At 68.3% G+C, this 8,087-nt stretch carries 9 protein-coding genes; 3 read left to right on the top strand and 6 right to left on the bottom strand.

Annotated features, from left to right (window positions below; all coding sequences use genetic code 11):
• The first annotated feature begins 502 nt into the window (after positions 1–502).
• Both AC32QD_RS03095 and AC32QD_RS03090 read left to right on the top strand, forming a co-directional pair.
• Positions 503–655: a hypothetical protein gene (locus tag AC32QD_RS03095; protein WP_492009018.1), complete on the top strand. Its 153-nt coding sequence runs from the start codon at positions 503–505 to the stop codon at positions 653–655.
• 31 nt (positions 656–686) lie between these two features.
• Positions 687–1,331 (top strand): SCO family protein, encoded by a 645-nt coding sequence (locus tag AC32QD_RS03090; RefSeq protein ID WP_492009017.1) that lies wholly within the window; start codon positions 687–689, stop codon positions 1,329–1,331.
• A gap of 5 nt (positions 1,332–1,336) precedes the next feature.
• Here the strand turns inward: AC32QD_RS03090 and AC32QD_RS03085 are convergent, their stop codons facing one another.
• From AC32QD_RS03085 to AC32QD_RS03060, 6 genes are all read right to left on the bottom strand, one after another.
• Positions 1,337–1,816 (bottom strand): copper chaperone PCu(A)C, encoded by a 480-nt coding sequence (locus AC32QD_RS03085; RefSeq protein WP_492009016.1) that lies wholly within the window; start codon positions 1,814–1,816, stop codon positions 1,337–1,339.
• Between the two features lies 1 nt (position 1,817).
• Positions 1,818–2,756 (bottom strand): cytochrome c oxidase assembly protein, encoded by a 939-nt coding sequence (locus AC32QD_RS03080; protein ID WP_492009015.1) that lies wholly within the window; start codon positions 2,754–2,756, stop codon positions 1,818–1,820.
• 118 nt (positions 2,757–2,874) lie between these two features.
• Positions 2,875–3,237 carry a hypothetical protein gene (locus AC32QD_RS03075; RefSeq protein WP_492009014.1) on the bottom strand — a complete coding sequence of 121 codons (363 nt, stop codon included), beginning with the start codon at positions 3,235–3,237 and terminating at the stop codon, positions 2,875–2,877.
• A gap of 147 nt (positions 3,238–3,384) precedes the next feature.
• Positions 3,385–3,918, bottom strand: coding sequence for a FecR family protein (locus AC32QD_RS03070; RefSeq protein ID WP_492009013.1), 534 nt, complete (start codon positions 3,916–3,918; stop codon positions 3,385–3,387).
• 336 nt (positions 3,919–4,254) lie between these two features.
• Positions 4,255–6,516: a CHASE2 domain-containing protein gene (locus tag AC32QD_RS03065; RefSeq protein WP_492009012.1), complete on the bottom strand. Its 2,262-nt coding sequence runs from the start codon at positions 6,514–6,516 to the stop codon at positions 4,255–4,257.
• 95 nt (positions 6,517–6,611) lie between these two features.
• The gene (locus tag AC32QD_RS03060; protein ID WP_492009011.1) at positions 6,612–7,244 is read right to left on the bottom strand and encodes a hypothetical protein; all 633 of its coding nucleotides are present in this window, start codon (positions 7,242–7,244) and stop codon (positions 6,612–6,614) included.
• A gap of 271 nt (positions 7,245–7,515) precedes the next feature.
• Between AC32QD_RS03060 and AC32QD_RS03055 the strand changes: the two genes are divergently transcribed.
• Positions 7,516–7,881: a tetratricopeptide repeat protein gene (locus AC32QD_RS03055; RefSeq protein ID WP_492009010.1), complete on the top strand. Its 366-nt coding sequence runs from the start codon at positions 7,516–7,518 to the stop codon at positions 7,879–7,881.
• Positions 7,882–8,087: the final 206 nt, after the last annotated feature.

The raw sequence follows: 8,087 nt of genomic DNA, 5'->3' as shown, positions 1-8,087 counted from the left end.
CTGCACGTGCCCCGGCATGGTTAATTCTTTTAGTCGGACTGTAGGAGTTAACCGGTTCGCGCCGGAGCCCGGGACCGCCCCCGTCGCACCGGGTTGCGCCGGGTTGCGAAGGGGGCGAGTTTTGCCGTCCGTTCCGGCGCGCCAGCGCCGCACCGCGCCCGCCGCCGCCGAGCGCCCCGTCTGGCGGGCGCGGCTATCGCCCCGGCCCGTTCGGGCGCGCTGCTTCTGACCGGTGGCGAGCGGGCGGGGCCGCGCCGATCGGTCGCGGGGGATTGCCCCGGATAAGCGGCGCCTGCGCTTGAACCTCGGTCCCCGGTTCCATAGTCTGCCGCCATCACCCGAGATGGTCAGCCAGCCCTAAGTGAAGAAGGGTTTGCCCATGCCGATGCCCGGTCGCTCGGACGCCGCAGAGCAGGCGACAGCCCAAGGCACGGCCTTGGCCAGCGACTCACAGCCCGGGACCGCGCCCGAAGCCGCACCCGGGACCGCACCCGAGAGCGCGGTGCAGGAGCGCGACCCCGGCGAGCTGCGCCGGCAAAACCGGGTCCTGGCCATCCGGCTGGTCGCGGTCGCCGCCCTCGTGCTTGCCACGGCGGTCGGGGTCGCGGTGCTGGTGCTGCAATTCGAGGCGACCCATGCGATCCCCAAACCCTGAAGCCGGGGGCCAGGTGCCCCCCCTGCCATTCGTGACCAGACGCACAGCCGTGGGCCTGGTCGGCCTGGGCGGCCTCGCCCTGCTCGCCGGCTGCGGCAGTGGGGCCAAGTGGCATGCGACCGACGTGACCGGAAGCTCGCCGGCGCTCAAGTTCACCATGACCCGGGCCTCGGACGGTCGGCAGGTCACCGCCGCCGACTACAAGGGCAAGGTGGTGATGCTGTATTTCGGCTATACCTTCTGCCCCGACGTGTGCCCGACGACGCTGGCCAACATCTCCGACGTGCTGCACCGTCTGGGCCCGGCGGCCGATAATGTGCGCGTGCTGTTCGTCACGGTCGATCGCAACCGCGACACCCTGCCGGTGCTGAAATCCTATGTCGGGCACTTCGCGCCGCAAATCGAGGGGCTGCGGGGCACGCAGGACCAGATCGACGCCCTGGCGCGGCGCTATCGCATCGTGCACTCGGTCACGCCGGCCAAGGACGGCCAGCCCTACGAGGTCAGCCACAGCTCGGCGGTCTACGTGTTCGACGCCACCGGCGCGGCGCGGCTGCTGGTCGCCTCGATGAGCCAGGTGAGGCCCGACATCAAGGGCACCGAGGCCGACCTGCGCCGCCTGATCGACGAGGCGCATCCGCGCGGGTTCTTCTCGCGCCTGATGCACATGGTCTGACCGGCCTATTTGCCCATGGCGTTGCGCACCTCAAAGCTGGCGCTGAGCGAGGCGCCGCCCTTAAATTCCAGGGTCACCTCGACGGCCTTGCCGGGCGTGACCGCCGCCGATGGCTGCATGCACATCAGGTGATAGCCGCCGGGGGCGAAGGTGACGCTGTCGTGCGCTGCCACGGGGATGCTGTGCACCATCACCATCCTGTCCTGGCCGCCCTGGCTGACGCTTCGGTGCAGCATCAGGCTGCCGCAGGCCGGCGAGCTGGCGCCGACAAGCGTCACCGCGGTATCGGTGCCGTTGGTGAGCTTGAAATAGCCGGCGGCGGGGCGGGACGGGATTATCAGCCGCATCCAGGCATTGCTGATCTCGAGGCCCTGCCCGGCCCCCGGCGCCGCCATCGGAACCAGGCTGGCCGCCAATGCGGCGAGCAGGACATGGCGCCGGCGGCGCCCGGCGAGCGCGGCCATCGTGTAGCTGGACTGGGACATCTCAGGCTTTCTCCATCCTTGCGTCGTGCATCCGGATCTCGTTGAACACAAGCAGCATGGCGATGACGCTCATCATCGCCGGCGGAATCCAGATCACCAGCCCGCCCAGCTGCTGGTCGTCGACCGCGCTGATGGAGGGAAACAGCCGCCCGCAAAGGTCGTAATAGGGATAGAGATCGACCGTGGCGAAGGTGATCAGCGCGCCCAGCACGATCTGCGGGAACATGATGCCGATGGCCAGCGCGGCGCGCATGGCGTAGGAGGCGCGCGCCGGCGGGCAGGGCCGCGGATCGAGCACCACGCACCAGAACAGGATGCCGTCGATCACCATGCTCCAGTTCATCACGGCGTAGAGCCTGGGGTCGATCATGGCGCGGAAATGCACGCTGGGGATCAGCCAGAACCAGAACAGGCCCACGAACAGGACGGCGGCGACCAGCGGCTCCTGGGTCACGCGCAGGATCGCGGCGACCGGGCGGCTGTCGAGCACGGGGCGCAGCCAGGCGGGCATGCCGCGCCGGATCGTGCTGCCGGCACAGCCGAGCGCGATCAGCATCGGCCCGACATGGTGCATGGCGACGTGCTGGATGCGGTTGAGGAAGAACATGTGCTGCGACCAGTATTCGAACCGCGTCTGCAGCACGGCATAGGTCAGGGCGAGCCCGGCGAAGAAGCACAGGCTGCGCCACATGGGCGGCCGCTCGGCCGGTGGCGTCAGCCCGAGGCCGCGAACGAACCACAGCACGGCCAGCACCGTCGCCAGGTAGACCGGGATCGAGAAGTCGTAGGGCCCCCAGACCGGCATCTCGGCCGGGTGCACCGCCGAGAGCCAGTAAAGCAGCGCGCCGAGCGCGAAGATGCCCGCATAGGCGACGGAGCCGGTCCGCCGCCCTTGCGAGCCCGCCGGTCCGCCGTGCAGGTGCCGCATCTGTTCAACCATTCCGGCTCCGGCGCTTACAGGGCGTGCGCCGCGGCTGTCAAACCGCGAAAGGACGCAGGGGTGCGGGCAGGCACGGCGGGAGGCGAGCGGCGGCGGGTCGGCGCGCGGCGTGCGCGCCTCAGCCCTGCCTGCACTCCTGCTCGATGACCTGCTTTATGATTCCCTCGACCGATTGCTTGTTCTTCCCCGGATCGGCGCGCGCGGAATTCAAATGCTGCGTGATCAGCGACATGAGGTACGGCTTTCCAGTTGAGGTAGACGCCTTGTCCAGACGGACCATGCACTTCGCCTCATAGGTCGTGTCCGGATTGTTCTTGTAGTTGTAGTAGTAGAAGTGCAGAACCGTGGAGACGAAGTTCTCCTTCTGGTCGATGACCAGATGGTCGTATTCGTTGATCGTGAGCGCCTTCGCTCCAGCCATCGCCCCGAAATACACAACGCATGAAGCTGCCAGCGCGGCAACCAACCCGGTCACTCTCATCAGGACACGCCCTCGCCGCCTTAACCCCACTGTGAGGGAAGTCTAGCAAGTCTTGGCGCCATAGGCAAAGGGTGCGGCGCGCCCGCGGGCCCGGTCGGCCAGGGCGCTGGGGGCGCGGGTTAGCCGGCGCAGGCGAGTCGGCGCGAGCTATTCGGGCGCGCCGGTCGCGATCGTGCAGCCGGCATTGTTGCCGCACACCGCGGCGGAGCCGGTATAGAGCAGAACGCTGGTCTCGTTCGGGGTCACGGCGATGTCGAACTCGGTTCCGCGCACGCCCATGGTCGCCGAGGGCGTGTTGATCAGGTAGGCGTCCTTGTTGGCGTGGCCGGTGATGAAGCGAAAGGCCCCCGACAGCGCGCGCATCGCGACCCGGTTCTCCGGCGCCGCCGAGCGGAAGACGAAGGCGTCGAGCACCAGCTCCGAGTTCGGGCCGACCACCATGCGCGTGCCGTCCTTGAACAACAGCTGCGCCGTGCCCTTGGCGTCGGTGGTGACGTGGTCACCGAGATAGACCGGCGCCCCGACGCTGAGGGTCCGCTTGCCCACCTGGCCCTGCGCAGAGGCGTGATCGACGACCGCCAATGCCTTGCCGATGTTCTTCTCGGCAGCGGATGCCGCAGGGGCCGACAGCGACAGCGTGACCGCGGCGAGCCCGGCCAGGAAGGTGCAAAAGACACGCATGTGAATCACCTTTGAAATGTTGTCCCACTGCGCCTTGCCCGGCGCATCGCCAACACCAACGCTACTCTGTCTATCGTTACGCCAATATCCGACGGACGCGCACCCGGCGCCCGAGGTATTTTAACCCTTGAACTCGCACTGCACCATACACTTCTCGTCACGCGACTCACCATACGTGCATTTCTAGCCAAGCGATATTCGTATGTTTGTGAAAATTCGCACGTCGTGCGAAATTCGAGTGGCTTTCGCCGCCTTCTCGGGCAAGGTCGATGGCGGGCGCGGCGCCCGCGGCCGGCGACAGAGATTGCGCGCAGCGCGCCCGGTCCGGCCGCGCGATCAGGCGGTCGAAGCGCCGGCCAGCTCGGCGCTCGGCTTCAAGGCGAAATCCTTGCGGCGCCGGGGAATCCGGTCGAGATAGCGCTGCAGGCCCGGTTCCAGCTGCTCGACCAGGCCCTGGCACTCCTCCATCGCCTTCTCGGCCTCTTCCGGACGGTCTTTCTTCAGCGCCTCGATCAGAGCCTCGTAGCGGCGCACGAACTGCTGGAACTGCGGCGACGATTTCATCGCCTCGTCGCCCACGAGGATGGTCATCCTGACCGGCTCCGTCTTGCCCTTCAGCGGCACGCCGCCGGCATCGAGGAAGGCGAAGTCGGGCACCTGCTCGGCGGTGGAGCGGCACACGACGAGGTCGTAGGCCAGCTCCTTGCACGCCGACTCGGCCCGCGCCGCGATGTTCACGGCGTCGCCGATGGCCGAGTAGTTGAAGCGCTCCGCCGAGCCGACATTGCCGACGCAGGCCGGCCCGGTGTTGATGCCCACGCCGATCTCGATCGAGGCGTCGCGCGCCACCTCCTCGGGCAGCGCGAAGCCCCCCTGGGCGGACATCTCGCGCATCGCCGAGCGCATCTTCAGCGCGGCGGCACAGGCGAGCCTGGCATGGTCGGACTGGCGCAGCGGCGCGTTCCAGAACGCCATCACCGAGTCGCCGATGAACTTGTCGATGACCCCGGACTCGCGCGTGATCTCGCCCCCCAGCCGGCCCAAAAGGGTGTTGAGAAACTCGACCAGCTCCTCCGGCGTCAGCCGCTCGCTGAGCGGCGTGAAGTTGCGCACGTCGGTGAACAGCACCGTGAGCTCGCAGTTCTCGCCCCCCAGCCTGACCTGGCTGTGATTGCGCTCGATGTCCTTGAGCACGGTGGGGTGGACGTAGCGGCTGAAGACGTTGCGCATCAGCCGCTTTTCCTTGTCGGCGATGATATAGCGGTAGGCGGTGGCGAGGAACCACATCGCCGTGGTGCCGACGATCGGGTAGCTGTAGTCGATCAGGATGCCCTCATTGCGGAAGGCATACCAGGCGCCGCCCGCGATGATGGCGCAGACCACGCCCCCCATCGCGAAGGACACGCGGGCGCCGCCATACATGGTGGTCATGCTGACGATCAGGCAGCCCAGCGCCAGCGCCAGAAGCTCGACGGCGCGCGTCCAGTCGTGTCGCTGCAGGAACTGGCCGGTGAGGATCTGCTCGAGCGCCTGGGCGTGGATCTCGACGCCCGGCACGCTCTCGCCCAGCGCCGTCTTGTGGATGTCGAACAGTCCCGCGGCCGAGGTCCCGATCAGCATGATCCGGCCCCGAATCTTGGGGGCGAGCTTGCGCAGCTGGTCGTTGTTGAACAGGTCCACCGCGCTGATGTAGCGGTCGCGACGCGAATGGGTGTAGTAGAGATAGAGGTCGCCGGCGGGGCCGGTGGGCACGTTGAAGGCGCCGATGCGGATCGAGTGCACCCGGCCCTGCGGGTCGGCGTGCACGACATAGGTCTGTGCGCCCTGGGCCACACGCAGCGCCTCGCTGCTCAGGCTGGGGTAGAGCCGCTTGCCGTCGCTCCAGATCAGCGGGATCTCGCGCACGGTGCCGACCGAGGACTCCTTGCTGATGTTGGTCGAGCCGATTCCGGCGGCGGCCTTGGCGAGCACCGGCAAGAGCCGCGCGCCGCCGCGCAGACGCGAGACAAAGGCCGCCGGATCCGCGCCGGTGTAGGCAAAGCCGGCCTTCACCGGCGGCTTGGCCTTGACCTCGGGCGAGGTGCCGAAGCCCAGCACGACGTTGCTGTTCTTGATCGCATCGGCGAAGATCTCGTCGTAATTGGGCAGGTTCGCAGCCGTGTCCTTGCCCTTGACGCCCAGGGCCGAGCGAACCGCCGGGTCCTTGAGCAGCTGACTGGGCGAGACGCGGTCCGGCTCGACGAAGAGAAAGTCGAAGGCCACCGCCGCGGCGCCCGCGGCGTGCAGGCGGTCGACCAGCTCGGCCAGACGCTTGCGCGGCCACGGCCACTGGCCGAGCTCCCTGAGCGAGCGCTCGTCGATGTCGACGATCTTGACCGGAGCCTCGGTATATTTGCGCGGCGAGATCCGCTGCAGGAAATCGAACGCGGTTTGGCGGGCGTTGGAGACGAAGATCGGGTCGGCGATGCGCAGCGCGACCAACAGCGCGATCACGACCAGCACGCTGGCGATGAATCCGACGTGACGCAGGATGCGCCGGCCCACCCACGGCCCGCGCTTGTGGTCCTTGTGCTTGCCCTCGGTCCGATCGCGGGCCATCAGTGCCGTTCCCGCTCAGGGGCGCCCAGGCCCCTCGCTCGCGTGTCGCCGGCCTTGTCGACTGCGCCTCGCCCTGCAGCCGAACCGGTCAACTGCTACTGGCCCGTCGTGCTGGTGGTGGGAATCGTGTTGTTCCCGCCGCTCGAGGACGCCGCGACCGCCGCGGCCGCCGCCGCGACGCCTGCGGCAATGGCGACGGGCGCGACGGCGATGCCGGCGCCGGCCAGGGTCCCCAGACCCGCGCCAGCCGCGGCGCCGGCGGACGCCGCCGAAGCGGCTGAAGAGGCCAGGCCGAACGCGAAGGCGCAGCGCTTGCGCTCCTTCTCGGGCACGCGGAACTGTTCGAGAAGGTTGGCCTGGGACTGCAGAAACGGGAACTGCTCGCCCTCGGACTTGGTCTTCTTCTTGATCAGCTCGGCGCTCTGACCCTTCTTGGCGGTGATGAGCTTGCACTTCTCCTTTGCCTGGCCACCCTGCACGCCCGCCAGCGGGGCGGCCGCGGGAGACGCGCCCGGGGCTGTGCTTGGGGCTGTGCTTGGGGGCGTGCCGGGGGGAGCACCGGAAACCGGTCCGGGCGCCGTGCCGCCCGGCTGGGCGGAGGCCAGCTGCGCCGCGCTGCTGTCCTGCGCGTGCGCCACCGGGGCCACCACGGCGAAAAGCGCGATCCAGGCCACAGCCCGGGACACGCCGGTCAGGGAAGGACAAATCCGCATGCTGCTACTCGTCACGCCGCCTCTGTCATACCGTTACGCCTGTTCGGCCGCATGCACATCTTCTCCTCGCCGGGGTCCGCCCGGCGCCCCTAGACCGAACACGTTCAATCATCGTATCGTAAATCTGCAGACGATGCCACAAGCGAGCAATCCTTCGTGAATATCGCAGATGTGAGCCGCGCGAGCTGGCGGCGCGGCGATGCCGGGAACAGCCCGGGGGACGCCGATGATCCTCCGGGGCGAGCGGGCGGGGATTTCCCTGCCCGAAATCTTTGATGCGGAGTCGATGATGCGGAAATTCATGCTGCTTGGCGTCACCATCGCGGCGCTCACGCTGGCCGGCTGCGCCACCGGACCCAGTGCGGGGCTGGCGAAGGGCTGGAAGCTCATGGTCTCGCAGAAGTTTCCCGCCGCTGTCGACCAGTACCAGAAGGTGCTGAAGAAATACCCGGACAACCCCTACGCCCACCTGAACCTGGGCGTGGCTTACCAGCGGCTCGACAAGACCGACCTGGCGCGCCAGCAATACCAGGCGGCGGTCAAGTATGGCGGCAGCGCGCAGGTGACGCAGGTCGCCCAGGAGAAGGGGGTCAATGCGCGCACCACCACGGTGGCGGACCTGGCGCGGCAGAACCTCAAGACCCTGCCCTAACAACCCGCGCCGGCGGCGCCGAGGGCGACGGCACGGGCCGCGCGCCGGGGCAGGAACGACGCACACCGCAGCAATAATCGGCGCCGCAGCGGTTCGGCGCGCCGGCGCGCTTGCTCCGCCCAACTGAGGCGTTCTATCGTCCGCGGCGATGAGGGGAGAGGATTTCGTCGAGCGACCGCGGCCGGGGGGCGGGGCAGCGCGCGCCG

Source organism: Thermohalobaculum sp., from assembly GCF_058622915.1.
This window is presented reverse-complemented; position numbering and strand designations above follow the sequence as displayed.